The organism is Pelomonas aquatica, assembly GCF_026712205.1.
In the GTDB taxonomy this organism is placed as follows: domain Bacteria; phylum Pseudomonadota; class Gammaproteobacteria; order Burkholderiales; family Burkholderiaceae_C; genus Pelomonas; species Pelomonas aquatica.
This window is the reverse complement of record NZ_JAPPUW010000007.1, coordinates 47,425-70,670: the sequence shown is the minus strand read 5'-3', so window position 1 is coordinate 70,670 and position 23,246 is coordinate 47,425. Positions and strand designations below refer to the sequence as shown.

The following is a 23,246-nucleotide window of genomic DNA, read 5'->3' as shown; positions in this document are numbered from 1 at the left end:
CGCCTTGGCCGGTCCCCCGAGGGGACGACGATGCTTGCCGGTTCGACCGGCAAGCACATCGCCCTGGCGGGCCGGCTTGGGAGCGGCCCGGCGCTCGGCCCGCGAAATGCGCCTCGGGCACACTGTGAACCCATGATCCACGCCACCAAACGCATCGCCGGCGGCGCCGGCCTCGCCGCCGTCCTCGTCAGGCGCGCACCCACGCTCGAACTCGACTGGGACACGCGCAGCAAGAGCCGCTTCTCCGCCACCGACTCCAGCGGCCGCGAGATCGGCGTCGTGCTGCCGCGCGGCACGACGCTGCGCGGCGGCGACGTGCTGATCGCCGAGGACGGCACGCTGCTGCGCGTCATCGCCGCGGCGCAGCCGGTGCTGCAGGTGCGCATCTGTGCCGAGCACGGCCATCCATTTGACCTGCTGCGCGCCGCCTACCACCTCGGCAGGCGCCAGGTGCCGCTGGAGCTGCAGCCCGAACTGCTGCAGTTCGAGCCCGACGCCGTGCTGGCCGACATGCTGCGCCGCCAGCACCTCGTCGTGACCGAGGCGCAGGCGGCCTTCGAGCCCGAGGGCGGGGCCCATGGCGAAGGCGCCGGCCACGGCCACCACGATCATGGCCATGACCACCACGCGCATGCCGCGCCCGCGCGCAAGCCGCTGGTCATCCCGGTCAAGGCGCACGACGAAGGCCATGTGCACGGCCCTGGCTGCGGCCACGGCCATGAGCACAAGCACTGAGAGCTTGAGAGTCTTTCATTCATGGCCGTCTTGCCCGCCAAAACACCCCCGCTCGTCGTTGCAAATGCTCGCCATAGCCCGAGCCATGGCTGTGCTTTGCGCCTGGATCGGGGGCGTTTTGACGCGCCTTTCGGGCACGGCCGAAAAACTCTCAACCTCTAGTAACCGGCGCAGCCGGCGACCGGCTGCCGAACCGGCCCGAACTTGTGCAGGCCCGCGCCGGGGCAGTGAAACAGGCCGTCCCCGGACACTCGCTGCCGGTCGGGACGCTCACTAGACTCCCAGCCCATGATGAACCCGCCCCATCCCTCGCCGGCCCCGAAGCTGAATCGCCTCGTCTACCGCGAGCCCCAACTCGGCCGCGACTACTGGGTGCTGGACGACGCCCTGCCCGACCCGATGGCCGTGCGCGAGCGCGCGCTGGCCGCCGAGGGCTGGGTGCTGGGTGCGCCGCATCGGGCCGAGAGCTGGCCGGGCATGCGCCTGCAGCCCGGGCTGACGGAAGACGAACTGGCGCCGCTGGAGCGCTGGATGCTGAAGCAGACCGGCACCAGAAAGGTCTATGCGCCCCAGGTGGGCGTCGCCGACCGCATCAACCACAACTGCGTGCAGCTGGTGGGCCTGGGCGAGGGCCGGGTCAAGCCGCACACCGATTCGCGCGCGCTGTGCACCTATGCGGCGGTGCTCTATCTGTCGCCGGATATCCCGGCTCATGCCGGCACGTCCTTCTTCCGCGTGGTTCATCCGGATGGCCAGCCGGGCGGTAACTGCGTGCCGTCGCGCTTCGCGAACCTGGTGGAAGCCTTCGGCACGCGCTTCGTGCCCAACGGCCTGTTCGTGCCTGACGTGGCGGTGGATGCGCGCTTCAACCGCCTGCTGCTCTACCGCGCCGACCTGATCCACAGCGCCTCGGCCTATGTCGGCGAGGCGCCGGCCGAGCGCCGCATGACGGCGGTGTTCTTCTGGATGGCGCGTTAGTCCTCGCCACCCGGAATCTGCTGGCGCAGCACGACCTTGCTCGCGGCCTTCCTGCGCATCTTGATGTTCATCGTCTCGACGGCCAGAGAGAAGGCCATCGCGAAGTAGATATAGCCCTTGGGCACATGGTGGCCGAAGCCCTCGGCCACCAGCACGACGCCGACGACGACGAGGAAGCTCAGCGCCAGCATCTTGATGGTGGGGTGTTCGGACACGAAGCGGCCGATGGGGCCGGCGAACAGCATCATCAGCGCGACCGAGCAGATGACGGCGCCGATCATCACGCGCACGTCCTCCACCATGCCGACGGCGGTGACGATGGAGTCCAGCGAGAACACCAGGTCGATGACCATGATCTGCAGGATGACGGCGCCGAAGGCCGCGCGGGCCTGGCCGCCGCCGTGGGCCTCGTCCTCGCCTTCGAGGGAACCGTGGATCTCGCCGGTGCTCTTCCAGATCAGGAACAGGCCGCCGCTGATGAGGATGAGGTCCCGGCCCGAGATGCCCTGGTCGAGGACCGGCAGCGTGAACAGCGGCTCCACCATGCCGACGATCCAGGCCAGCACCAGCAGCAGGCCGATGCGCATGAACATCGCCGCGAACAGGCCCACGCGCCGCGCCAGCTCCTGGCGGGCCCTGGGCAGCTTGTCCACCAGGATGCTGATGAAGATGATGTTGTCGATGCCCAGCACCAGCTCCAGCGCGGTCAGCGTCGCGAGGGCGATCCAGGTCTGCGGGTTGGCGAGCAGTTCGAGCATGTCGGGGCGTCCGTGGCGAGCCGGGCATTGTCGCCAGCGCCTGCTCGGCCACGGACAGCCTGCGGCTGAACGTCGCTTCGGTTTTCCGTGGGGTTCGCGCGGTGGGCTACTTCAGCAGCAGCTCCTGCAGCTCCATATTGCCCAGCAGCTTGCGCATCGTGCCGCGCTGGCCGGAGGCAGTCGTCTGCTGGCGCGCGTCCGCGGCGAGCAGGGCCTCGATCTTCTTCTGGAAAGCCTCGGCCTGCGCCTTGGTGCGGTAGTCCTTGGACTCGACGGCGAGGATGAGGTCGGGCTCGCCGGTGCGCTGCGCGTTCACCGACAGCACGTGGTACGAGACGACGACGCCCTCCTTCTTGCCCAGCTCCTGCACCTTCTTCCAGTTCGTGCTCAGGTAGTCCATGTAGTTCTCGAACTGGCCCGGCTCGACCTGGATGCTGGAGAAGAACCAGACCGAACCCTGGGTGTAGCTGGACTCCTGGGCCAGCGCGGGGAAGGACAGGGACAGCGCCGCGACGGCGGCGCACAGGCTTGTCTTCAGACTCATGGTGATGGCTCCTTGCGTGGGGTGCCGCCGGCGGCTGGCCGGCGGCTGCGCGCAGTGTCTGGAGCGTGCCCGGCGTGCCGCGAGCGGCCTGAGACCGGCGCGGCAAAACGGGCGCCGAAGCCGGCCCGGCCGCGACGGGATTGGCTGGCGACTTGCTGAGCCCAGAAACCTAGGGGATGAGGCTCGTCACCCCTGCAACGTTGGCGGACGGGGGGCCCTTCAGGACAAGCCCAGCGCTTCCAGCAGCTCGTCGGGCGTGTAGGGCCGGCGGCGTTGCGGCCAGGCCTGCACGAGATCCTGCATGCGCGCGTTCAGCGGCGCACCGCGGTGCAGGCTGCCGGCCAGGCGCACGACTTCGCCGCAGAGTGCGTCGATCTCGGTCGCGCGGCCCTGGGCGAGGTCGTCCGCCATGCTGGAGCGGGCCTTGGCGTCGATGCGCAGCATGCGCGCGGCGGCCAGGCGGAAGACGAGGTTGGGCATGCGCAGCAGGGCCAGCAGCCGGCGCGGCGGCAGCGGCGTGAGCCGGGCTGCCGGGCGTTGGGCGGCGTCCAGCAGGTCCAGCGCCTCTTGCTGCAGCGCGGCCAGCACGCGCCGGTAGCCGCGCTGCATCAGCTCGTCGCGCAGCGGCCGGCCCGACAGCGCGTTGACCGGGTTGTTCAGGTTCAGCAGCAGCTTGCCCCACTGCACCGGCGCGAGGTTGGCATGCAGCTCCAGCGCCATGCCGACGCGCGCCAGCGCGGTCTGCCAGGCGGCGAGGGCGGTGTCGTCGGGGCTGGCCTCGGCCGCCAGCGCGCCGCCGCTGCCGCGGTGGTAGTGGCCGGGCGCCAGCTCGGCGATGTTGAAGGCCACCATGCCGGCATGCCAGTGCAGCTGGGGCGCGGTGGCGCGCGCGAGGTCGGTGTTGCCGATGCCGTTCTGCAGGCTGACGACGGGCGTGCCCTGGGGCAGCGTCAGGCCCAGGGGCGTGGCGGCCTCGGCGGTGGCGCCGGACTTCACGCACAGCAGCGCCAGGTCCGGCTTGAGGCCGGCGGGCGGCTCGTCGTGCAGGCGCAGCTGCAGCGGCGGGATGTGGCGGTCCAGGCCGTCCTGGTCGGTCAGGCGCAGGCCGTGCTTGCGCAGCGCGGCCAGCACGCGCGGGCGGCCGACGAAGTGCACCGGCACGCCGGCCAACTGGGTCAGCCCGCCAATGAAGCAGCCGACCGAGCCGGCGCCCATGACGAGAACGCCGGTCATCGTGTCAGGGGGTCAAACGGGGTGGGCGAGGTCACGCAGATGCGTTGGTCCGACGCGCTTCTCGATTTCTTCCAGCAGGCGCCGGCCCCAGCCCAGCATGAACATGGCCTCGCCGACGACGAACATCGGGCCGACCAGCAGGCCGACGAGGTCGTCGACGAAGGCGGGCTTGCGGCCCTCGTAGTAGTGGCCGACGAACTGGAACACCCAGCCGACGACGAAGCTGCCGACGCCGACGAGCAGCCAGCCCGCCGTCGAGCCCTGGGCGGCCATCATGGCCAGCGCGGTCAGCACGCCGTTGACGATGGCCGTGGCGGCGCCGAGAGCGAGGCTGCCGCGCGTGAGGTACCAGAGGGCCGTGACGGCCCAGACGACGATGGCCGCGTTCATCGGCGTGTCGCCGACCGTGAACTCGGCGCGCGCGAACAGCACGCTGACGGCGAAGACGATGAGGGGGATGCCGACGAAATGGGTCGCGATGTTGCGGCGGTCGCGGTGATAGGCGGCGTACTGCGCCATCAGGTCGAGGGCGGGGCGGAACAGGCTGGCCATGATCGGGGCTCCGTGCGGGGGAGAGTGATGGCTATGCTAGACCAGCCCGGCGCTGTGGCGCGGTGCACTTCCTATCCAACCCGCGAATGAGCGTGCAGTTTGAGCGTACAGACCCCATCGATGTCGCGCCGGCGACGCGGCCTGCTGGCGACGGCCCTGGCCCTGCTGGCCGGCTGTGCCGGCCCGCTGCCTGAACCGCGACCGGCGGCCGAGCCGGCAGGCGGCAGTGCGCTGCAGGTGCTGGTGTTCCGCGGCGGCACGGCGGCGCGGCTGGGCCACAACCATGTGCTGCGCGCGGCCGGCCTGCGCGTGGACTGGCCGGCGGCCGGCCCGGTGCTGGCCTTCCGGCTCGACGCGCTGGAGATCGACCCGCCGGCGCTGCGGGCCGGCCTCGGGCCTGCGTTCGCGAGCGCCGTGGACGACGAGGCCCGCGCCGGCACGCGCGCCAACCTGCTGAAGGCGCTGGACGCGGCGGCCCACCCCGAGGTCGTCGTGCGCACGCTGCAGCAGTTCGGCGAGGGGCCGCGGCGCGCGGTCGAGGCCGAGATCTCGCTGCACGGCGTCACGCGCCGGCAGTGGTTCGTCGTCGACGTGGACGGCCGGCACGCGCGCGGCGAGGTCGTCATCCGGCAGAGCGACTTCGGCATCCAGCCCTTCGCGGTGCTGGGCGGCCTGCTCGCGGTGCAGGACGCGCTGGTGGTTCAGTTCGAACTCAGCCGTCCAGGCGCCTGAACATCAGGGCCTTGTCCAGCCGCCGGCCGTCGGGCAGGCGTACGGCGTCGGGCAGGCAGCCGTAGCGCACGAAGCCCTGGCTCTCGTAGAGGCCGACGGCGGCGCGGTTGCCGGCCGTCACGCTGAGCGTGACCTGGGCCAGGCCGGGCGTGGCCTGCAGGCGCTCGATGCCGGCGACGAGCAGGGCCCGGCCGATGCCGCGGCCGCGGTGGCTGTCGGCCACCATCATGCCGATCAGGTGGGCGATGTGCTGCACCTTGCGGCGCGGTTCGCGCTCGCAGGTGAGGGCGCCGACGAGGTGGGCGTCGTCCAGCGCCACGAGGGTGAAGAGGGTGGCGCCGCCGGTGAGCCGGCTGCGGTAGCTGGCGATGTCGCGCAGGCCCTCGGTCTCGGCGTCGGATGTGAAGGCGTCGGGGTGGCGGGCCAGCATCGCGTCGCGCAGCGCCTTGTAGCCGAGCAGGTCGGGTTCGAGCATGGCGCGGATCTGGACGTCGGGTTCAGCCATTCAGGTCGGCGAGGTGGTTGAAGTTGGCGAAGGCGGCTTCGTCGTCGAAGTGTGCAACGCCATGCGGCTGGCTGCGCATCCAGCGCAGCACGGCCCGACCGCCGGCCTCCAGATGGGCCCTCAGCGGTTCGCGCAGGCGGGCGTGCAGCAGCGCATGCGTGGGGTGCTCGCGCGCCGCCTGCGCAAAGGCGATGCCGTGGGGCGCGGCGGCTTCGAGCAGGCGCACGGCGAGGTCGGGCGGCAGGCGCGGGCAGTCGCAGGGAGCGGTCAGCAGCCAGGCATCGCCAGGGATGGCTTGGAGCCCGGCCAGCATGCCGGCCAGCGGCCCCGCGAATTCGAGGCCGGGCGGGTCGGCCAGCACCGGGGGGCCGAGGGCGGCGTAGGCGTCGAGGTTGCGATTGGCGCTGACCCGCACGCGGTCGACCTGGGGGGAGAGGCCGGCGATAACATGGGCGGCCAGCGGGCGGCCGTCCAGCAGCTGCAGGCCCTTGTCCACGCCGCCCATGCGGCTGCCGCGGCCGCCGGCGAGGACGATGGCGTGGATGAGGGTCATCCGCCGATGTAGTGCATCTCGACGCGGCGTTCGCCGTTAGGTGTCGACTGGCCCTGGCCGCGCAGCTGCGAGTAGCGGTCGCTGCGGCCCTGCCAGACGCCGGCGACGGCGCCCGCGAGCTGGCCGTCGTCGACCGGCGCGGTGCCGCGCAGCAGCGCGCGCAGGTCGTGGCCGCGCGTCGCGAACAGGCAGGTGTAGAGCCGCCCTTCGGTGGACAGGCGCGCGCGGTTGCAGTCGCCGCAGAAGGCCTGGGTGACCGACGAGATGAGGCCGATCTCGCCGCCGCCGTCGGCATAGGCCCAGCGCTCGGCCGTCTCGCCCGGTGCGCTGTGCGACAGCGGCGCCAGCGGCCATTCGGCAGCAATGCGGCGCTGCACCTCGGCGCTGGGCAGCACCTGGTCCATGCGCCAGCCGTTGGTGGCGCCGACGTCCATGTATTCGATGAAGCGCAGCACGACGCCGCTGTGCCTGAAATGCCGCGCCATCGCCAGGATCTGGCCGTCGTTGACGCCGCGCTGCACGACCATGTTGACCTTGATCGGGCCGAGGCCCGCGGCCTGCGCGGCGCGGATGCCGTCCAGCACGTCGGCGACCGGGAAGCCGACGTCGTTCATGCGCTGGAAGACGGCGTCGTCCAGTCCGTCCAGGCTGACCGTCAGGCGCCTGAGGCCGGCGGCCTTCAGCGCGCCCGCCTTGCGGGCCAGCAGCGAGCCGTTGGTCGTCAGCGTCAGGTCCAGCTCGCGGCCGTCGGGCGTGCGCAGTTGCGCGAGCATCTCGATCAGCGTTTCGAGGTGGCGGCGCAGCAGCGGCTCGCCGCCGGTGATGCGCAGCTTCTCGACGCCCAGGCCGACGAAGACATGCGCCAGCCGCGTGATCTCCTCAAAGCTGAGGAGGTCGGCATGGGGCAGGAATTCGTGGTGCTTGTCGAAGACCTGCTTGGGCATGCAGTAGCCGCAGCGGAAATTGCAACGGTCCGTCACCGAGATGCGCAGGTCGTGCAGCGGCCGGCCCAGCGCGTCGCCCAGCGGGAGGCCGGCCACGGCCGCCGGCGCCACGCGCAGCGGGCGGGCGTCGTGCAGGGGGATCACGCGGGCGGACATGCCGGCATTGTGTCAGCGGTACCAGGGCCTGTTCACGCTACGGGGATCGCACCGATCCCCGTAGCGTGAACAGGCCCTAATCCCGGGGTCTTGCAGTGGCCGCCCAGGCGCGCTTGAATTGCCGCGAATGGCACGGATCCTTCACCCCGACTTGCCGCACTTCATCGCCTTCGGCGAGGCCCTGACGGACCTGATCCGCACCGGGCCGGACAGCTGGCGCAGTGCCTGTGGCGGCTCGCCCTGGAATGTGGCGGTGGCGATGTCGACGCTGGGGCAGCTGAGCGCCTTCGGCGGCGCGGTCAGCCGCGACGTCTTCGGTGCCGAGATCTGGCGTGTCAGCCAGGAGGCCAATCTCGACATGCGCTTCATCCAGCAGCTGGCCCGCCCGCCGCTGCTGGCCATCGTGCACGAGCTGGACCCGCCGCGCTATTTCTTCATCGGCCAGGACAGCGCCGACCTGCATTTCCGCCCCGAGGGCCTGCCGATGGGCTGGACGCGCTCGCTGCGCTGGGCCCATTTCGGCAGCCTGGGCCTGCTGCGCGAGCCGCTGGCCGGGCGGCTGCGGGCGCTGGCCGAGGGCTTGAAGGCAGAGGGCCGGCTCATCAGCTACGACCCCAATTTCCGCGCGCCCATGGATGCCAGCTACGACGACACGCTGGAGCAGATGTGCCGCCTGGCCGACGTCATCAAGGTGTCCGACGAAGGCCTGCGCGGGCTGTTCCGCCTGCCCGACCACCGCTCCGGCCTGGCCCAGATCGCGGCCTGGAACCCCGGTGCCTGGCTGCTGCTGACGCGCGGCGACGCCGGGGCGACGCTCTACCACGGCGTCGAGGAATGCTCGGCCCGGCCGCCGCGGGTCGACGTGGTCGACACCATGGGGGCGGGCGACGCGGCGCTGGCCGGCCTGCTGGACAGCCTGATGCGCAATGCCGCGGCGCCGGTCGAACAGCATCTGCGCTGGTCGCTGGCCGCGGGTGCGGCGGCCTGCACGGCCACGGGCTTCGTGCCGCCGTTGCCCAAGCAGGTGGCGGCGCTGGCCGGTGACGTCGAGGTCGTCGCGCTCTAGTTCGAACCAGGCTAGGGTTTTCCCGTCATCCACTTGATCCAGGTCAAGGAGGCTTTTACGATTAACCGACCGGTCGGTAGAGGAATTCCATGTCCGAGCAATTGATCCAGATCGAGCAGCACGGCGCCGTGCGCCTGCTGCGCCTGAACCGCCCCGAGGCGCTGAATGCGCTGACCGCGGCCATGCTGGGCCAGCTGCGCCAGGCGCTGGAGGCGGCGGCGGCCGACGGCGCGACGCGCGCCGTGCTGATCACCGGTGCGGGCCGGGCCTTCAGCGCCGGCCAGGACCTGGCCGACCCGCATGTGGCGCCCAGCCGCGAGCCGGGCGCGGCGCCCAAGGACATTGGCCAGATCCTGGACCACTACTACATCCCGCTGGCGCTGCGCCTGCGCAGCATGCCGGTGCCGGTGGTGGCGGCCGTCAACGGCGTCGCGGCCGGCGCGGGCGCCAACATGGCCCTGGGCTGCGACCTGGTGCTGGCCAGCGAGGGTGCGAGCTTCATCCAGGCCTTCTCCAAGATCGGTCTGGTCCCGGACTGCGGCGGCACCTGGCTGCTGCCCCGCCTCGTCGGCCGTGCCAAGGCGCTGGAGCTGGCGCTGCTGGGCGACAGGCTCAAGGCGGTGGACGCCGAGCGCATCGGCCTGATCGCGCGCGTGGTGCCCGATGCCGAACTGCTGGACACCGCGATGGCGCTGGCCCAGAAGCTGGCCGCCATGCCCACCCGCGCGCTGGCCGAGACGCGCCGTGCGCTGGACGATGCGCTGAAGCTGGAGTTCGAGCCCGCGCTCAAGCGCGAGGCCGCGCTGCAGAGCCAGCTCGGCTTCGCCTACGACTACCAGGAGGGCGTGGCCGCCTTCATGGACAAACGCCAGCCCGAGTTCCAGGACCGTTGAAGATGGACGCGCAAGCCACTGCCGACAAGGTCCGCGACGTGATGTTCGCGGACGACGCCGCCAGCCGCATGCTGGGCCTGCGGATCGCCGCGATCGCGCCGGGCCGCGCCGTGCTGACGATGACCGTGCGGGCCGACATGCTGAACGGCTTCGCGATCTGCCACGGCGGCCTGATCGCGACGCTGGCCGATTCGGCCTTCGCGTTCGCCTGCAACAGCCGCAACGCGCTGACCGTGGCCTCGGGCTTCGGCATCGACATCCTGAAGTCGGCGAAGCTCAACGACGTGCTGACCGCGACGGCCGAGGAGGCCTCGCTGGCCGGCCGCACGGGCCTGTACGACATCACGGTGAAGAACCAGCACGACGAGCTGATCGCGATGTTCCGCGGCCGCTCCTACCGCCTCGGCGAACGCAAGGTATTCGAAGCATGACAGTCAAATCTCCCCGCCCCGGCGACCTCGAAGCCATCGAGACCGCCAGCCGCGACGAACTGCAGGCGCTGCAGCTGCAACGCCTGCGCTGGAGCCTGCAGCACGCCTACGACAACGTGCCTCACTACCGGGCCAGGTTCGACGAGAAGGGCGTGCACCCGTCCGACCTGAAGCAGCTTTCCGACCTCGCCAAGTTCCCGTTCACGACCAAGCTGGACCTGCGCGCGAACTACCCCTTCGGCCTGTTCGCCGTGCCGCGCGAGAAGATGGCTCGCATCCACGCCTCGTCCGGCACGACGGGCAAGCCCACCGTGGTCGGCTATACGCTGAAGGACATCGACAACTGGGCCAACCTCGTCGCGCGCTCCATCCGCGCCGGCGGCGGCCGTGCGGGCGACCTCGTGCATGTGGCCTATGGCTATGGCCTGTTCACCGGCGGCCTGGGTGCCCACTACGGCGCCGAGCGGCTGGGCTGCACGGTCATCCCGATGAGCGGCGGCCAGACCGAGAAGCAGGTGCAGCTGATCAACGACTTCAAGCCCGACATCATCATGGTCACGCCGAGCTATATGCAGGTGATCGTCGAGGAGTTCGCGCGCCAGGGGCTGGATGCGCGCGAGTCGTCGCTGAAGATCGGCATCTTCGGCGCCGAACCCTGGACCGAGGCGATGCGCCGCGAGATCGAGGCCGGCGCCGGCATCGACGCGGTGGACATCTACGGCCTGTCCGAGGTGATGGGGCCGGGCGTGGCCAGCGAGTGCATCGAGAGCAAGGACGGCCCGGTCATCTGGGAAGACCATTTCTATCCGGAAATCATCGACCCCGAGACCGGCGAGGTGCTGCCCGACGGCAGCGAGGGCGAGCTGGTGTTCACGTCGCTGACCAAGGAGGCGATGCCCGTCATCCGCTACCGCACGCGCGACCTGACGCGCCTGCTGCCGCCCACGTCGCGCAGCATGCGCCGCATGGGCAAGATCGTCGGCCGCAGCGATGACATGCTCATCATCCGCGGCGTCAACCTGTTCCCGACCCAGGTCGAGGAACTCGTGCTGCAGGAGAAGGGCCTGGGCGGGCAGTACCAGCTCGTCGTCACGCGCGACGGTCTGCTGGACGAACTGCTCATCCGCTGCGAACTGGCCCTGGGCGCCAGCGACGACGGCATCGGCCGGCGGCTGTCCGAGCGCATCAAGAACCTCATCGGCGTGACGGCGCGCATCAGCGTCGAGGCGCCGGAGTCCATCGAACGCACGCTGGTCGGCAAGGCCCGCCGCGTCGTGGACCAACGCAAGAAGTGAAAGGAGCTTGAGATGTATACCCAAGCCATGGACCTGATGGCCCGCGAGGCCAAGCCCAAGGTCGTCAAGAGCGCCGAGGAACTGGCCCGCGAGGAGGCCTTCGAGGCCCGCATAGCCGCCGGCGACTTCATCGAGGCCAAGGACTGGATGCCCGAGCACTACCGCAAGACGCTGGTGCGCCAGATCAGCCAGCATGCGCACAGCGAGATCGTCGGCATGCTGCCCGAGGGCAACTGGATCACGCGCGCTCCCACGCTCAAGCGCAAGGCCATCCTGCTCGCCAAGGTGCAGGACGAGGGCGGCCACGGCCTCTACCTCTACGCCGCCGCGGAGACCCTGGGCACCAGCCGCGACGAGATGACCGAGGCGCTGCTGTCCGGCAAGGCCAAGTACAGCTCCATCTTCAACTACCCGACGCTGAGCTGGGCCGACATTGGCGTCATCGGCTGGCTGGTGGACGGCGCGGCCATCATGAACCAGGTGCCGCTGTGCCGCTGCTCCTACGCGCCCTATGCGCGGGCCATGATCCGCGTCTGCCGCGAGGAGAGCTTCCACCAGCGCCAGGGCTACGAGAGCCTCCTGGTCATGATGCAGAAGGGCACGGCCCGGCAGAAGGCCATGGTGCAGGACGCGGTGAACCGCTGGTGGTGGCCGTCGCTGATGATGTTCGGCCCGGCGGACAAGGACTCGCCCAACTCCGAGCAGAGCATGCGCTGGGGCATCAAGCGCGTCACCAACGACCAACTGCGCCAGAAGTTCGTCGACGCGACCATCCCGCAGGCCGAGATCCTCGGCGTGACCGTGCCCGACGCCGACCTGAAGTGGAACGCCGAGCGCGACAGCTACGACTTCGGCGCCATCGACTGGAGCGAGTTCTGGCGCGTGGTGGGCGGCGAGGGCCCCTGCAACCGCGAGCGCCTGGCCGCCCGCAACAAGGCCTGGGATGAAGGGGCCTGGGTGCGCGAGGCCGCGATGGCCCACGCGAAGAAGCAGGCCACCAAGGCCGAAGCCGCTTGAAGGATCACGACATGAGCAACACGAAGAACGAATGGCCGCTGTGGGAAGTCTTCGTCCGCAGCAAGGCGGGCCTGGACCACAAGCACTGCGGCAGCCTGCACGCCGCCGACCCGGCCATGGCCATCCAGATGGCGCGCGACGTCTACACGCGCCGCCAGGAAGGCACCAGCATCTGGGTCGTGCGCTCCGAACAGATCGTCGCCAGCGACCCGGTCGAGAAGGGCAGCCTGTTCGAGCCCGCCGACGACAAGATCTACCGCCATCCGACGTTCTATGAACTGCCGGAACAACTGAACCACATGTGATGGACGCCAAGCTCAACTACGTCCTGCAACTGGCGGACACCTGCCTCATCCACGCCCAGCGCCTGGGCGAGTGGTGCGGCCATGCGCCGGTGCTGGAGGAAGACCTGGCCCTGTCCAACATGGCCCTGGACCTGCTCGGCCAGGCCCGCGCGCTGCTGACCCTTGCCGGCGCGCTCGAAGGCGCCGGCCGCGACGAGGACCAACTCGCCTTCCTGCGCGAGGAGCGCGACTACCGCAACATCGTGCTGGTCGAACTGCCCAATGCCGCGGCCAGCCCCAGCGACGGCAGCGGTGGCCGCGATTTCGCGCTGACCACGCTGCGCAATGCGGCGCTGTCCCTCTGGCTGGAGCTGCTCTACGAGCGCCTGCAGGCCAGTGCCGACACCGAGTTGGCCGGCATCGCCGCCAAGTCGCTGAAGGAAGTGCGCTACCACCGCCAGCACAGCAGCGACTGGGCCGTGCGCCTGGGCGACGGCACGGCCGAATCCAAGGCCCGCATGCAGGCCGCGCTGGCCCTGTTGTGGCCCTACTTCAACGAGCTGTTCGCGGCCGCCGGCGTCGACGGCACCGGCCCGGCCTGGCGCGAGCTGGAGGCGGACTGGCGTGCCCGCTGGGCCACGCTGATGCAGGAGGCCGGCCTGAGCCTGCCGCGCGACAGCGCGATGCAGCCCCAGGGCCACCTCGGCGTGCACAGCGAGCACCTGGGCCATCTGCTGGCGCCGATGCAATACCTGCAGCGCGCCTATCCCGGGGGCGCCTGGTAATGGACCTCGCCGCAGCCCGCACCCGGCTTGCCGCCGTGCCCGACCCCGAGATCCCGGCGATCAGCCTGGTGGAGCTGGGCATCGTGCGCGAACTGCGCGAGACCGGCGCGGGCCTGGAGGTCGTGCTGACGCCGACCTACAGCGGCTGCCCGGCCACCGAGCTGATCGCCGACGACGTGCGCGCCGCGCTGGCCGAGTTCGGCCGCGTGACCGTCACGATGCAGCGTTCGCCGGCCTGGAGCACCGACTGGATCACGCCCGAGGGCCGCGAGAAGCTGCAGCGCTACGGCATCGTGCCGCCGCAGTGCAGCGCCGAGCAGGCCATCCGCGTCGTGCCCAAGCTGCGCTGCCCGCGCTGCGACGGCGGCAGGACGGAACAACTCTCCCGCTTCGGCTCCACCGCGTGCAAGTCGACGTGGCGCTGCATCGAGTGCGGCGAGCCCTTCGAATACTTCAAGCCGATCTAAACACGATGGCCTTGCACTTCCACCCCCTGCGCGTGACCTCCGTCGAGCGCGACACCGACGACGCGATGGTCGTCGGCTTCCAGGCCCCGGCGGAGGGCTTCGGCTTCGAGCCCGGCCAGTACCTGACGCTGCGCGCCAGCGTCGGCGGCCAGGAGCTGCGCCGCAGCTACTCCATCTGCTCGGACCGCCAGCTCAAGGTCGGCATCCGCCGCGTCGACGGCGGCGCCTTCTCGGGCTGGGTGCATGAGCAGCTGAAGGCCGGCGACATCGTCGAGTCCTATCCGCCGCAGGGCCGCTTCGTCATGCCGGCGGCCCGCGCCGAGGGACGCCATGTGCTATTCATCGCCGGCGGCTCGGGCATCACGCCCATCCTCAGCCTGCTGACCGCGCTGCTGGAGCGCGAGCCGGCGGCCCGCGCGACGCTGATCTACGCCAACCGCCGCACCGCGTCGACGATGTTCAAGGAAGAACTCGAAGACCTGAAGAACCGCTTCATGACGCGGCTGTCGCTGCACATGATCTTCAGCCGCGAGGCCGTCGACGCGCCGCTTTACGGCGGGCGCCTGGACGCCGGCAAGCTCAGCGCCTTCCTGGCCGGCCCCGTGCCGGCGGCCGGCATCGATGCAGCCTTCGTCTGCGGCCCCTTCGAGATGAACGACCAGGCCGAGGCCGCGCTGCTGGGCGCAGGCGTGCCGGCCGGGCGTATCCACATCGAGCGCTTCGGCACGCCGGAGACGCTGGCCGGCAAGCCCGTGCCGCACGAGGTCAAGCCCGGCGACGCACCCGAGGCCCGCGTGACGGTCATCCGCGACGGCATCTCGCGCGAGATCGAGTTCCACACCAGCGACCCCAGCCTGCTCGACGCCGCCGCGCGCGAAGGCATGGACGTGCCCTTCTCCTGCAAGAGCGGCGTCTGCTCCACCTGCCGCTGCAAGCTGGTCGAGGGCCGGGTGCGCATGGACAAGAACTTCGCCCTCGACAAGGACGAGGTCGCCGCCGGCTTCATCCTGAGTTGCCAGGCGCATCCGCTGACCGAGCGCGTCGTCATTTCCTTCGACGAACGCTGAAGACGCCCGGTGCAACTACGCGGCGCTGAGACACTGGGCAAATGCAAGAGTTTTTGAATTCCTCCGTGCCTCAGTGCTTCTGTGGTTGCAATTTTGTGTTCCGGACCTGCTGAGATGGCCCGCAAACGCGCCCCCGGATTCGAAGCCCAGCGCGAGGACATCCTCGCCGCCGCCGCCCGCCTGTTCGCCGAACAAGGCTTCAGCGCCACGTCGATGAACCAGGTCGCCGAGGCCTGCGGCGTGGCCAAGCCGACGCTCTACCACTACTTCCAGGATAAGCAGGAGCTGCTCGCGCAGATCTGCGACAGCCATGTGCATGCGCTGCTGGCCCTGGTCGAGGAGATCAAGGCCCTGCAGCTCGCGCCCGACGCGCAGCTGCGCGCGCTGATCGAGCGCTTCACGCGCGCCTATGCCGACGCCCAGGCCCAGCACCGCGTGCTGACCAGCGAGATCAAGTTCCTGGCCGACGCCGAGCGCGAGCGGCTGCTGGACGTGGAGCGCCGCGTCGTCGACGAGTTCGCGGCGGCCCTGTGCCTCGTGCGGCCCGAGCTGCGCGGCGCCCGGCTGCACAAGCCCCTGACCATGCTGCTCTTTGGCATGATCAACTGGACCTTCACCTGGCTACGCCCCGACGGCGAGCTGTCGCACGAGGCGCTCGCGGCGCTGGTCAGCGACCTGTTCTTCGGCGGCCTCGGCGCGGTCCAGGCGCCGCAGCCCGCCCTCATCCCATAACCCGAGGAGACGAACCCATGAAGCCATTCAAGCAACTCGCCCTGGCCCTGGCCGCCACGCTGAGCCTGGCCGCGCAGGCCGACATCAACGTCGGCGTCACGCTGTCCGCCACCGGCCCGGCCGCCTCGCTTGGCATCCCGGAGAAGAACACCGTCGCGCTGATGCCCACGACCATCGCCGGCCAGAGGGTCAACTACATCGTGCTGGACGACGCCTCCGACACGACCACGGCCGTCGCCAACACGCGCAAGCTCATCACCGACAGCAAGGTCGACATCGTCATCGGCTCCACCGTCACGCCCAACTCGCTGGCGATGATCGATGCCGTCGCCGAGGCTGGCACGCCGATGATCTCGATGGCGGCCTCGGCCCGCATCGTCGAGCCCATGGACGCGAAGAAGCGCTGGGTCTTCAAGACGCCGCAGAACGACATCATGATGGCCCTGGCCATCGTGACCCATATGGTGGACAGCGGCGTGAAGACGGCCGCCTTCATCGGCTTCGCCGACGCCTACGGCGAGGGCTGGTGGGGCGAGTTCAACAAGATCGCGGCGACCAAGAAGCTCAACATCGTCGCCAGCGAGCGCTACAACCGCACGGACACCTCCGTCACCGGCCAGGTGCTCAAGCTCGTCGCGGCCCGGCCCGACGCCATCCTGATCGCCGGCTCGGGCACGCCCGCGGCCCTGCCGCAGAAGGCGCTGAAGGAGCGCGGCTATGCCGGCAGGATCTACCAGACCCACGGCGTCGCCAACAACGACTTCCTGCGCGTGGGCGGCAAGGACGTCGAGGGCACGCTGCTGCCGGCCGGCCCGGTGCTGGTCGCGGCCCAGCTGCCGGCTGACCACCCGGTGAAGAAGAGCGCGCAGGACTACATCGCCAAATACGAGGGTGCCAACGGCAAGGGCTCGGTGTCGACCTTCGGCGGCCATGCCTGGGACGCCGGCCAGTTGCTGGCCGCCGCCGCACCGGAGGCGCTGAAGAAGGCCCAGCCGGGCACGCCGGCCTTCCGCGCCGCGCTGCGCGACGCGCTGGAGAACGTGAAGAACGTGGCCGGCGCGCATGGCGTGTTCAACATGTCGGCGCAAGACCACCTGGGCCTGGACCAGCGCGCCCGCGTGATGGTCAAGATCGAGAACGGAACCTGGAAGCTGATCAAGTGAACACCCTGCAGAGCTATATCGCCGGCCGCTGGGTCGGCGCCAAGGCGGCCAAGCCGCTGGCCAGCGCCATCAACGGCCGCGTCGTCGCGCACACGCACGAGGAAGGCCTCGATTTCGCCGAGGCCATGGCCTACGCGCGCGGCACGGCCTTGCCCGGCCTGCTGCGCACCCACTTCCAGGACCGCGCCCGCGTGCTGAAGGCGCTGGCGGCCCATCTGCTGGAGCGCAAGGAGCAGCTCTACGCAATCAGCGCCCACACCGGCGCGACGCGGGCCGACTCGTGGATCGACATCGAGGGCGGCATCGGCACGCTGTTCGCGTATGCCTCCATCGGCGGCAAGGACCTGCCCAGCAGCAATGTGCTGCACGAAGGCCCGGCCATGCGCCTGGGCGCGAACAACCACTTCATCGGCAGCCATGTGCTGGTGCCCAAGCGCGGCGCGGCCCTGCACATCAACGCCTTCAACTTCCCGATGTGGGGAATGCTGGAGAAGTTTGCGCCCAGCTTCCTGGCGGGCATGCCCTGCCTGGTCAAGCCCGCCACGGCGACGAGTTATGTCGCCGAGGCCTGCGTGCGCCTCATCGTCGACTCGGGCCTGGTGCCGGCCGGCGCCTTGCAGCTCATCATCGGCGGCACGGGCGACCTGTTCGAGCGCCTGGACGAGGCCGACGTGGTCACCTTCACCGGCAGCGCCGACACCGCGCTGATGCTGAAGGCCCACCCCAATCTGCTGAAGAAGAGCATCCCCTTCAACGCCGAGGCCGACAGCCTGAACTGCGCCATCCTCGCGCCCGACGTGACGCCCGGCGACCCGGAGTTCGACCTCTTCATCAAGGAGGTGGCCCGCGAGATGACGGCCAAGGCCGGCCAGAAGTGCACGGCCATCCGCCGCACGCTGGTGCCCCGCCATCTGACCGATGCGGTCGCGACGGCGCTGAAGGCACGGCTGTCCAAGACGGTGGTGGGCGACCCCGCCGTCGAAGGCGTGCGCATGGGCGCGCTCGCCAGCAAGGCCCAGCAGGCCGACGTTGCCGAGCGCGTGGCTCAGCTGGCTGCGCAATGCGAGGTGCTGCTGTCCGCGAAAGACGGCTTCGCGCCCAAGGGCGAGGGTGTCGGCGACGGCGCCTTCTTCGCGCCGACGCTGCTGCTGGCGCGCGACCCGGCCGCCAGCGACGCCCACCATGTCGAGGCCTTCGGCCCGGTGACGACGCTGCTGCCCTATGGCGATTTCGAGGAGGCGCTGCACCTGGCCACGCTCGGCCGCGGCAGCCTCGTCGGCACCGTCTGCACGAAGACACCGGCCCTGGCCGCCCAGGCCGTGCCGACCTTCGCCGCCTGGCATGGCCGCATGCTGGTGCTGGACCGCGAGGCGGCGCTCGAGAACACCGGCCACGGCTCGCCGCTGCCCAAGCTCAAACACGGCGGCCCCGGCCGCGCGGGCGGCGGCGAGGAGCTCGGCGGCCTGCGCGCGGTCAAGCACTATCTGCAGCGCTGCGCCGTGCAGGGCTCGCCGACGATGATGAGCGCCGTCACCGGCGAGTACCAGCGCGGCGGCGCCGTGACCGAGAGCGAGGTCCACCCCTTCCGCCGCCACTTCGAGGACGTCGAGGTCGGCATGAGCCTGCTGACGCATCGCCGCACCGTCGGCGAGGCCGACATCGTCGCCTTCGGCGGCCTGTCGGGCGACTATTTCTACATGCACTTCGACGATGTCGCGGCCAAGGCCTCGCCCTTCGGCAGGCGCATCGCCCACGGCTACTTCGTGCTGTCGGCCGCGGCGGGCCTGTTCGTCAGCCCGGCGCCCGGCCCGGTGCTGGCCAACTACGGCCTGGAGAACCTGCGCTTCGTCACGCCGGTGGCCATCGGCGACACCATCCAGGCGCGGCTCACGGCAAAGCGCAAGATCGACCGCCCGCCGCGCGATGACCAGCCTGCCCAGGGCGTCATCGGCTGGGACGTGGCCGTCACCAACCAGCGCGGCGAGCTCTGCGCGAGCTACGAGATCCTGACCCTCGTCGCCAAGCGCAGCGCCGGCTGACCCGGCGCTTCGGCCGCTGTCCGACAGGCTCGTGCAAGCCTGTCGGACGCCGCTGACAGCGCTTCTCTGCAGCCACCGACAACCCGCCGACACGGGCGACCCTACGCTGACGACTTCCGAGTCGTTGAGGAGTCTTCCATGTCACAACAAGCTATCCATCGATCCGTGGCCCGCTTCGGCCTGCCCGTCATTGCCGCGGCTGCGCTGGCCGCCTGCGGTGGCGGCGGCGGTTACTCCGGCCAGCCCATGGCCAGCACCACCGGCACGCTGCGCGTCTCGATCACCGACGCGCCCGCCTGCGGTTTCGACCATGTCTACGTGACCGTCGAGAAGGTGCGCGTGAACGGCAGCGCATCGGCCGCGCCCACGGATGCGGGCTGGACGGACATCACCCTCGCCACGCCGCAGCGCATCGACCTGCTGGCGCTGTCCAACGGCGCGCTGACGACGCTCGGCCAGACCCAGCTGCCGGCCGGCAGCTACCAGCAACTGCGCCTCGTGCTGTCGGCCAACACCCCGGCCAACCCGCTGGCCAACTCGGTGGTGCCCACCGGCGGCGCGGAGCAGGCCGTGGACACGCCGAGCGCGGCGCAGAGCGGCATCAAGCTCAATGCCGGCATGACCGTGGCGGCCGACAAGGTGGCCGACTTCGCGATCGACTTCGATGCCTGCAAGTCCTTCGTGCGCGCCGGCAACTCCGGCAAGATCATCATGAAGCCGGTGCTGTCGCTGATCCCGATGCTCAGCGACGCCGGCATGCGCATCGTCGGCTTCGTCGACGCGGGCCTGGCCAACGGTGGCGCGACGGTGAGCGTGCAGTCGGCCGGCGTGCCGGTGCGCGCGACGCCGACCGACGCGACCGGCAAGTTCGTGCTCTACCCGGTGCCGGCCGGCAGCTATGACCTCGTCGTCACGGCCAATGGCCGCGCGAACGCGGTCGTCACCGGCGTGCCCGTCACGACGACGGCCTACACCTACGTTGGCAGCGACACGGTGCGCCTGACGCCGCCGGCCTCGGCCGCATCGGCAACGGTCAGCGGCACGGTCACGCTGGCCGGCTCGACCGCCAACACCGAAGGCAGCGTGCGCGCCCTGCAGGCCTTGACGGGTGGGCCGAGCGTGGAAGTGGCTTTCGCGAACGCCGACGCCGCCAGCGGCGCCTATTCGATGCGCCTGCCGCTCGCGGCGCCGGTGCTGACGCCCTATATGGCCTCGCCCACCAGCTTCACGTGGACGAGCACTCCGGCCGACGCAGCCAAGTACCGCTTCGAGGCGCTGGCCTCGGGCGTGACGACGCCCAAGACCCAGAGCCTGACGCTCAGCACCGACGCGGTGCTGAATTTCGGCTTCTGACGCAGGGCAGGGGGCGCCGCCGGCGCCCCGCGGTCTTCAGCGCGCCAGCGGCGCGCCTTCGCCGGACGCCGCGGCCTTCAGGTCGGCACGGCGCGCGCCGGTGAAGCGCTTGGCCCAGTAGGCGTCGCGCATGTCCTCCACGCGCACGGCGCTGCCGGTGCGCGGGGCGTGGATGAACTTGCCCTCGCCGACGTAGATGCCGACGTGGCTGAAGGTGGCGCGCATGGTGTTGAAGAACACCAGGTCGCCGGGCTTGAGTTCGTCGCGGCGGATGGCCGCGAGGCTGCTGTCCTTGGCCTGCTCGTCGGCACGGCGCGGCAGCACCAGGCCTACGCTCATCTCGAAGATGTGGCGCGTGAAGCCGCTGCAGTCGAAACCGTTCTCGACCGAGTTGCCGCCGCGCGTGTAGCGCACGCCGAGGAAGTTCATGGCCGACAGCACGAGGTCGGAGGCGGTGTCGCGCACCGTGCTCAGCAGGCGTGCCGGCGCGCTCGGCTCGCTGGCGTTCAGCAGGCCACGCTCGCTGAGGAAGCGGCTGACCGCATCGCCCGCGTTGCCATTGGCCGCCGGCGCCGGCTTGGCCGCCGGCGCGGCCTTGTCCACCGTGGCTGGCTGCTGTTGCTGCAGGCTCTGGCCGTAGGCGCCCATCATCGTGCCCGGCGGCGGCGCCGTGGCGGCCTGGGCCAGGCCCTGCGCCTGCACCACGGCGCAGCCCGCGGCGAGCAGGCCGGCAGCAGCGATGCGATTCAGCAGGGCAGCGGAGAGAACCAGGGACATTCGGGAACGGAGGCGGGAACCAGAAGCGGGCCGCGAGCGGCCGCGATAGCGGAGAAGGGACAGCGGCGCGCAGCGTAGGAGGGGACCCCGGCAGCGTCAACCCAAGCGGACGTAAAGCTTGTAATTTTCAGGGCAAACCCCGGCTTGGTCCGGCATGGGCTCGGTGGAAACCCTGAATTCTGTCACGCCACACGGGTCAGACTTTTGTCAGTGCCTGCGCTCCACACTTTCGGCATGACGCAGACCTACGCCGAATTCCATGCCCGCTCGCTGGCCGAGCGCGACGCCTTCTGGGCCGGCCAGGCCCGTCGCATCGACTGGCAGACGCCGCCGCAGCAGATCTGCGACGTCAGCCGCCCGCCGTTTGCGCGCTGGTTCGTCGGCGGCACGACCAACCTCTGCCACAACGCGGTGGACCGCCACGCGGCGCTGCGGCCGGACGACCGCGCGTTGATCTGGGTGTCGACCGAGGTGGGCCGGGAGGTGGTCTACAGCTTTGCGCAGCTGCAGGCCGAGGTCGAGGCCATGGCGGCCATCCTGCAGGGCCAGGGCGTGGGGCAGGGCGACCGCGTGCTGATCTACATGCCCATGATCCCCGAGGCCGCGTTCGCGATGCTGGCCTGCGCGCGCATCGGCGCGATCCACTCGGTCGTGTTCGGCGGCTTCGCGTCGGTGAGCCTGGCCAGCCGCATCGAGGACGCCGCGCCCAAGCTCGTCGTCAGCGCCGACGCGGGCAGCCGCGCGGGCAAGGTGCTGCCCTACAAGCCGCTGCTGGACGAGGCCATCGAGCTGTCCGCCCACAAGCCCGCCGGCGTGCTGATGGTGGACCGCGGCCTCGCGCCGTTTGCGCGCGTGGCCGGGCGCGACCTGGACCATGCCGAGCTGCGCCGCCGCCACTGGGGCGAGCGCGTGGCCTGCGCCTGGCTGGAGTCCAACGCGACGAGCTACACGCTCTACACCAGCGGCACGACCGGCAAGCCGAAGGGCGTGCAGCGCGACGTGGGCGGCTATGCGGTGGCGCTGGCCGCCAGCATGGACTACATCTTCGGCGGCCGGCCCGGCGAGACCTATTTCTCCAGCAGCGACATCGGCTGGGTCGTCGGCCACAGCTACATCGTCTACGGGCCGCTGATCGCCGGCATGGCCACGCTGATGTACGAAGGCACGCCCGTCAACCCTGACGCCGCCGTGCTGTGGCGCCTGGTGGAGCAATACCGGGTGACGGTGATGTTCAGCGCACCCACCGCGGTGCGGGTGCTGAAGAAGCACGACGCGGCGCTGCTCAAGCGCCACGACCTGTCGTCGCTGCGCGCGCTCTTCCTGGCCGGCGAGCCGCTGGACGAGCCGACCGCGCGCTGGATCGCCGAGGGCCTGGGCGTGCCCATCATCGACAACTACTGGCAGACCGAGACCGGCTGGCCGCTGCTGACGGTGGCCCACCACATCCCCGGCGTCGAGGCCGTGCCGACGCGCTTCGGCTCGCCCGGCGTGCCGATGTACGGCTATGGCGTGAAGCTGCTCGACGAGAACAGCGGCGCGGAGCTGGGGGCCGACCAGAAGGGCGTGCTCGTCATCGAGCACCCGCTGCCGCCGGGCTGCCTGCAGACCGTCTGGGGCGACGACGCGCGCTTCGTCGACACCTACTGGCGCAGCATTCCTGGTCGTGAAGGGGGCCGGCAGGTCTACTCGACCTTCGACTGGGGGCTGCGCGACGCCGACGGCTACACCTTCATCCTCGGCCGCACGGACGACGTCATCAACGTGGCCGGCCACCGCCTGGGCACGCGCGAGATCGAGGAATGCATCTCCGGCCACGCCGCCGTGGCCGAGGTGGCCGTCGTCGGCGTGGCGGACGCGCTCAAGGGCCAGGTCGCCATCGCCTTCGCGGTGCTGCGCGACCCGGGCCAGGCCTCGCTCGCGCTGGAGGGCGAGGTCATGAAGCATGTCGACGCCCAGCTCGGCGCCGTGGCGCGGCCGGCGCGCGTGCATTTCGTGACCCTGCTGCCCAAGACCCGCTCCGGCAAGCTGCTGCGCCGCGCGCTGCAGGCCGTGGCCGAGGGCCGCGACCCGGGCGACCTGACGACGCTGGACGACCCGAGCGCGCTGACCCAGGTGCAAACCCTGCTGCGCAAATAGGGGCATGCCGAACGGCTGGGCCGCCGCCCGGCCGCCAGAATCGCGCCTTCC

25 protein-coding genes are annotated in these 23,246 nt (G+C 70.6%); 17 read left to right on the top strand and 8 right to left on the bottom strand.

Annotated elements, in window-relative coordinates; genetic code table 11:
- Window positions 1–132 precede the first annotated feature (132 nt).
- Window positions 133–735, top strand: coding sequence for an urease accessory protein UreE (gene ureE, locus NYP07_RS09030; protein WP_268149550.1), 603 nt, complete (start codon window positions 133–135; stop codon window positions 733–735).
- 288 nt (window positions 736–1,023) lie between these two features.
- Window positions 1,024–1,713, top strand: coding sequence for a DUF6445 family protein (locus tag NYP07_RS09025; protein ID WP_268149548.1), 690 nt, complete (start codon window positions 1,024–1,026; stop codon window positions 1,711–1,713).
- Here the strand turns inward: NYP07_RS09025 and NYP07_RS09020 are convergent.
- The 4 genes from NYP07_RS09020 to NYP07_RS09005 all read right to left on the bottom strand — a co-directional run bounded on the left by NYP07_RS09020 (window position 1,710) and on the right by NYP07_RS09005 (window position 4,800).
- Entirely contained in the window at window positions 1,710–2,471 is a 762-nt protein-coding gene (locus tag NYP07_RS09020) for a TerC family protein (RefSeq protein ID WP_268149546.1), read from the bottom strand. The genes NYP07_RS09025 and NYP07_RS09020 overlap by 4 nt on opposite strands.
- Window positions 2,472–2,577: 106 nt before the next feature.
- Complete coding sequence (locus NYP07_RS09015) at window positions 2,578–3,015, bottom strand: hypothetical protein (protein ID WP_268149544.1); 438 nt, start codon at window positions 3,013–3,015, stop codon at window positions 2,578–2,580.
- Window positions 3,016–3,234: 219 nt separating this feature from the next.
- Entirely contained in the window at window positions 3,235–4,248 is a 1,014-nt protein-coding gene (locus NYP07_RS09010) for a 2-dehydropantoate 2-reductase (RefSeq protein ID WP_268149542.1), read from the bottom strand.
- 12 nt (window positions 4,249–4,260) lie between these two features.
- Entirely contained in the window at window positions 4,261–4,800 is a 540-nt protein-coding gene (locus NYP07_RS09005) for an Mpo1 family 2-hydroxy fatty acid dioxygenase (RefSeq protein ID WP_268149540.1), read from the bottom strand.
- Between the two features lie 120 nt (window positions 4,801–4,920).
- Between NYP07_RS09005 and NYP07_RS09000 the strand changes: the two genes are divergently transcribed.
- Window positions 4,921–5,532, top strand: a complete 612-nt coding sequence (locus NYP07_RS09000; protein ID WP_268149538.1) for a YceI family protein — start codon at window positions 4,921–4,923, stop codon at window positions 5,530–5,532.
- Here NYP07_RS09000 and NYP07_RS08995 read toward each other — a convergent pair.
- Genes NYP07_RS08995 through moaA form a run of 3 tightly spaced genes read right to left on the bottom strand, consistent with a single transcriptional unit; the run spans window position 5,513 to window position 7,690 of the window.
- Entirely contained in the window at window positions 5,513–6,037 is a 525-nt protein-coding gene (locus NYP07_RS08995) for a GNAT family N-acetyltransferase (protein ID WP_268149537.1), read from the bottom strand. The genes NYP07_RS09000 and NYP07_RS08995 overlap by 20 nt on opposite strands.
- Window positions 6,030–6,590, bottom strand: coding sequence for a molybdenum cofactor guanylyltransferase MobA (gene mobA, locus NYP07_RS08990; RefSeq protein ID WP_268149536.1), 561 nt, complete (start codon window positions 6,588–6,590; stop codon window positions 6,030–6,032). Before mobA ends, NYP07_RS08995 begins: the two co-directional genes overlap by 8 nt.
- Window positions 6,587–7,690 (bottom strand): GTP 3',8-cyclase MoaA, encoded by a 1,104-nt coding sequence (gene moaA, locus NYP07_RS08985; protein ID WP_268149535.1) that lies wholly within the window; start codon window positions 7,688–7,690, stop codon window positions 6,587–6,589. The genes mobA and moaA overlap by 4 nt, the downstream gene beginning before the upstream one ends.
- Window positions 7,691–7,817: 127 nt before the next feature.
- Between moaA and NYP07_RS08980 the strand changes: the two genes are divergently transcribed.
- The 13 genes from NYP07_RS08980 to NYP07_RS08920 all read left to right on the top strand — a co-directional run bounded on the left by NYP07_RS08980 (window position 7,818) and on the right by NYP07_RS08920 (window position 20,282).
- On the top strand, window positions 7,818–8,756 hold the full coding sequence (locus NYP07_RS08980; RefSeq protein WP_268149534.1) for a carbohydrate kinase family protein: 939 nt from the start codon (window positions 7,818–7,820) through the stop codon (window positions 8,754–8,756).
- 89 nt (window positions 8,757–8,845) lie between these two features.
- Window positions 8,846–9,649, top strand: coding sequence for an enoyl-CoA hydratase-related protein (locus NYP07_RS08975; protein ID WP_268149533.1), 804 nt, complete (start codon window positions 8,846–8,848; stop codon window positions 9,647–9,649).
- Between the two features lie 2 nt (window positions 9,650–9,651).
- Entirely contained in the window at window positions 9,652–10,080 is a 429-nt protein-coding gene (paaI, locus tag NYP07_RS08970) for a hydroxyphenylacetyl-CoA thioesterase PaaI (RefSeq protein ID WP_268149531.1), read from the top strand.
- Window positions 10,077–11,375 carry a phenylacetate--CoA ligase PaaK gene (gene paaK / locus NYP07_RS08965; protein ID WP_268149529.1) on the top strand — a complete coding sequence of 433 codons (1,299 nt, stop codon included), beginning with the start codon at window positions 10,077–10,079 and terminating at the stop codon, window positions 11,373–11,375. Before paaI ends, paaK begins: the two co-directional genes overlap by 4 nt.
- Before the next feature lie 12 nt (window positions 11,376–11,387).
- On the top strand, window positions 11,388–12,392 hold the full coding sequence (gene paaA / locus NYP07_RS08960; RefSeq protein WP_268149527.1) for a 1,2-phenylacetyl-CoA epoxidase subunit PaaA: 1,005 nt from the start codon (window positions 11,388–11,390) through the stop codon (window positions 12,390–12,392).
- 11 nt (window positions 12,393–12,403) lie between these two features.
- Complete coding sequence (paaB, locus tag NYP07_RS08955) at window positions 12,404–12,697, top strand: 1,2-phenylacetyl-CoA epoxidase subunit PaaB (protein WP_268149525.1); 294 nt, start codon at window positions 12,404–12,406, stop codon at window positions 12,695–12,697.
- Window positions 12,697–13,461 carry a 1,2-phenylacetyl-CoA epoxidase subunit PaaC gene (paaC, locus tag NYP07_RS08950; protein ID WP_268149523.1) on the top strand — a complete coding sequence of 255 codons (765 nt, stop codon included), beginning with the start codon at window positions 12,697–12,699 and terminating at the stop codon, window positions 13,459–13,461. The genes paaB and paaC overlap by 1 nt, the downstream gene beginning before the upstream one ends.
- Window positions 13,461–13,928: a 1,2-phenylacetyl-CoA epoxidase subunit PaaD gene (paaD, locus tag NYP07_RS08945; protein WP_268149521.1), complete on the top strand. Its 468-nt coding sequence runs from the start codon at window positions 13,461–13,463 to the stop codon at window positions 13,926–13,928. The genes paaC and paaD overlap by 1 nt, the downstream gene beginning before the upstream one ends.
- Window positions 13,929–13,933: 5 nt before the next feature.
- Complete coding sequence (gene paaE / locus NYP07_RS08940) at window positions 13,934–14,995, top strand: 1,2-phenylacetyl-CoA epoxidase subunit PaaE (RefSeq protein ID WP_268149518.1); 1,062 nt, start codon at window positions 13,934–13,936, stop codon at window positions 14,993–14,995.
- Between the two features lie 114 nt (window positions 14,996–15,109).
- Complete coding sequence (locus NYP07_RS08935) at window positions 15,110–15,727, top strand: TetR/AcrR family transcriptional regulator (protein WP_268149516.1); 618 nt, start codon at window positions 15,110–15,112, stop codon at window positions 15,725–15,727.
- Window positions 15,728–15,744: 17 nt separating this feature from the next.
- Complete coding sequence (locus NYP07_RS08930; RefSeq protein ID WP_268149514.1) at window positions 15,745–16,890, top strand: ABC transporter substrate-binding protein; 1,146 nt, start codon at window positions 15,745–15,747, stop codon at window positions 16,888–16,890.
- On the top strand, window positions 16,887–18,929 hold the full coding sequence (paaZ, locus tag NYP07_RS08925) for a phenylacetic acid degradation bifunctional protein PaaZ (protein WP_268149512.1): 2,043 nt from the start codon (window positions 16,887–16,889) through the stop codon (window positions 18,927–18,929). The genes NYP07_RS08930 and paaZ overlap by 4 nt, the downstream gene beginning before the upstream one ends.
- Window positions 18,930–19,067: 138 nt before the next feature.
- A complete protein-coding gene (locus NYP07_RS08920) occupies window positions 19,068–20,282 on the top strand; it encodes a DUF4382 domain-containing protein (RefSeq protein ID WP_268149511.1) in 1,215 nt (404 codons plus the stop codon).
- Between the two features lie 36 nt (window positions 20,283–20,318).
- Here NYP07_RS08920 and NYP07_RS08915 read toward each other — a convergent pair whose 3' ends face one another.
- Complete coding sequence (locus NYP07_RS08915) at window positions 20,319–21,059, bottom strand: C40 family peptidase (protein ID WP_338091308.1); 741 nt, start codon at window positions 21,057–21,059, stop codon at window positions 20,319–20,321.
- Between the two features lie 234 nt (window positions 21,060–21,293).
- On the opposite strand from NYP07_RS08915, the gene NYP07_RS08910 reads away from it, so the two are divergent.
- Entirely contained in the window at window positions 21,294–23,195 is a 1,902-nt protein-coding gene (locus NYP07_RS08910; protein ID WP_268149510.1) for a propionate--CoA ligase, read from the top strand.
- Window positions 23,196–23,246: the final 51 nt, after the last annotated feature.

Bases quoted from the DNA above. Each gene is read 5' to 3' on its own strand.
- ureE (WP_268149550.1), top strand. From the start codon at position 133: ATGATCCACGCCACCAAACGCATCGCCGGCGGCGCCGGCCTCGCCGCC.
- NYP07_RS09025 (WP_268149548.1), top strand. From the start codon at position 1,024: ATGATGAACCCGCCCCATCCCTCGCCGGCCCCGAAGCTGAATCGCCTC.
- NYP07_RS09020 (WP_268149546.1), bottom strand. From the start codon at position 2,471: ATGCTCGAACTGCTCGCCAACCCGCAGACCTGGATCGCCCTCGCGACG.
- NYP07_RS09015 (WP_268149544.1), bottom strand. From the start codon at position 3,015: ATGAGTCTGAAGACAAGCCTGTGCGCCGCCGTCGCGGCGCTGTCCCTG.
- NYP07_RS09010 (WP_268149542.1), bottom strand. From the start codon at position 4,248: ATGACCGGCGTTCTCGTCATGGGCGCCGGCTCGGTCGGCTGCTTCATT.
- NYP07_RS09005 (WP_268149540.1), bottom strand. From the start codon at position 4,800: ATGGCCAGCCTGTTCCGCCCCGCCCTCGACCTGATGGCGCAGTACGCC.
- NYP07_RS09000 (WP_268149538.1), top strand. From the start codon at position 4,921: ATGTCGCGCCGGCGACGCGGCCTGCTGGCGACGGCCCTGGCCCTGCTG.
- NYP07_RS08995 (WP_268149537.1), bottom strand. From the start codon at position 6,037: ATGGCTGAACCCGACGTCCAGATCCGCGCCATGCTCGAACCCGACCTG.
- mobA (WP_268149536.1), bottom strand. From the start codon at position 6,590: ATGACCCTCATCCACGCCATCGTCCTCGCCGGCGGCCGCGGCAGCCGC.
- moaA (WP_268149535.1), bottom strand. From the start codon at position 7,690: ATGTCCGCCCGCGTGATCCCCCTGCACGACGCCCGCCCGCTGCGCGTG.
- NYP07_RS08980 (WP_268149534.1), top strand. From the start codon at position 7,818: ATGGCACGGATCCTTCACCCCGACTTGCCGCACTTCATCGCCTTCGGC.
- NYP07_RS08975 (WP_268149533.1), top strand. From the start codon at position 8,846: ATGTCCGAGCAATTGATCCAGATCGAGCAGCACGGCGCCGTGCGCCTG.
- paaI (WP_268149531.1), top strand. From the start codon at position 9,652: ATGGACGCGCAAGCCACTGCCGACAAGGTCCGCGACGTGATGTTCGCG.
- paaK (WP_268149529.1), top strand. From the start codon at position 10,077: ATGACAGTCAAATCTCCCCGCCCCGGCGACCTCGAAGCCATCGAGACC.
- paaA (WP_268149527.1), top strand. From the start codon at position 11,388: ATGTATACCCAAGCCATGGACCTGATGGCCCGCGAGGCCAAGCCCAAG.
- paaB (WP_268149525.1), top strand. From the start codon at position 12,404: ATGAGCAACACGAAGAACGAATGGCCGCTGTGGGAAGTCTTCGTCCGC.
- paaC (WP_268149523.1), top strand. From the start codon at position 12,697: ATGGACGCCAAGCTCAACTACGTCCTGCAACTGGCGGACACCTGCCTC.
- paaD (WP_268149521.1), top strand. From the start codon at position 13,461: ATGGACCTCGCCGCAGCCCGCACCCGGCTTGCCGCCGTGCCCGACCCC.
- paaE (WP_268149518.1), top strand. From the start codon at position 13,934: ATGGCCTTGCACTTCCACCCCCTGCGCGTGACCTCCGTCGAGCGCGAC.
- NYP07_RS08935 (WP_268149516.1), top strand. From the start codon at position 15,110: ATGGCCCGCAAACGCGCCCCCGGATTCGAAGCCCAGCGCGAGGACATC.
- NYP07_RS08930 (WP_268149514.1), top strand. From the start codon at position 15,745: ATGAAGCCATTCAAGCAACTCGCCCTGGCCCTGGCCGCCACGCTGAGC.
- NYP07_RS08920 (WP_268149511.1), top strand. From the start codon at position 19,068: ATGTCACAACAAGCTATCCATCGATCCGTGGCCCGCTTCGGCCTGCCC.
- NYP07_RS08915 (WP_338091308.1), bottom strand. From the start codon at position 21,059: ATGTCCCTGGTTCTCTCCGCTGCCCTGCTGAATCGCATCGCTGCTGCC.
- NYP07_RS08910 (WP_268149510.1), top strand. From the start codon at position 21,294: ATGACGCAGACCTACGCCGAATTCCATGCCCGCTCGCTGGCCGAGCGC.